Source organism: Metabacillus lacus (assembly GCF_009674805.1).
In the GTDB taxonomy this organism is placed as follows: Bacteria; Bacillota; Bacilli; order Bacillales; family Bacillaceae; genus Metabacillus_C; species Metabacillus_C lacus.
In genome coordinates, this window is sequence record NZ_WKKI01000120.1 from 1 (window position 1) to 629 (window position 629).

General features: G+C 41.3%; 1 protein-coding gene. It reads right to left on the reverse strand.

The window, feature by feature from the left end:
• Nucleotides 1-337 (reverse strand): hypothetical protein (locus GJU40_RS20565; protein WP_154309898.1); only part of this gene is annotated, 337 nt, incomplete at its 3' end.
• Nucleotides 338-629: the final 292 nt, after the last annotated feature.

Below are 629 nucleotides of genomic sequence, written 5' to 3' on the forward strand. Positions count from 1 at the left end.
GCAAACCCGCAAAACCGACGGTCAGTAATCTTATTTTAGACAGATCCACTTGATAGGTGATCGTTTTGTTCCACCAGTATTCCAAAGCTCCAACCGCCCTGAGATTTTCCTTTGTCGCAAACGAATAAAGAAATTGAAACCTTGAGTCCAGACGGTAGTGCAGCAAGGTGCGGCCTAACTGTGAATTGGCAAACCTGCCCATTCCCACTCGGAGCTGATCGTCAAATGAAACACCTTTCATATACTCTTGAAATCTCAGTTCACTCTGGCCGAACGGTATCTGTTCGTCACTCGTTTGGTTAAGAACCGATTGACGGTAATATCCATCTGAAAGCACAGAAGCAAATGCTTCATTCTTCTTTGCCTCACTTAGTGCAGTCTGTATCGTAGGCAGCTGGAGAGGCTTATACGTTCTAATGAATTTCCATTAATACTTAAACCTTTCCCCATCTATTAAACTACAATATATCAAGAAGTTAATCTTCTGATTCCATGAGCGCTTGCTTAGCTATAGGCAACAGTTCATCCAGTTCAGACTTCGTAAATAATTCTTGGTTTTCTGGAATTTTCAAGAGTAATTCTGGAGATTTTTGTACAAAAGCCTTATTTATTTCTGCCTCTTCCTCCAC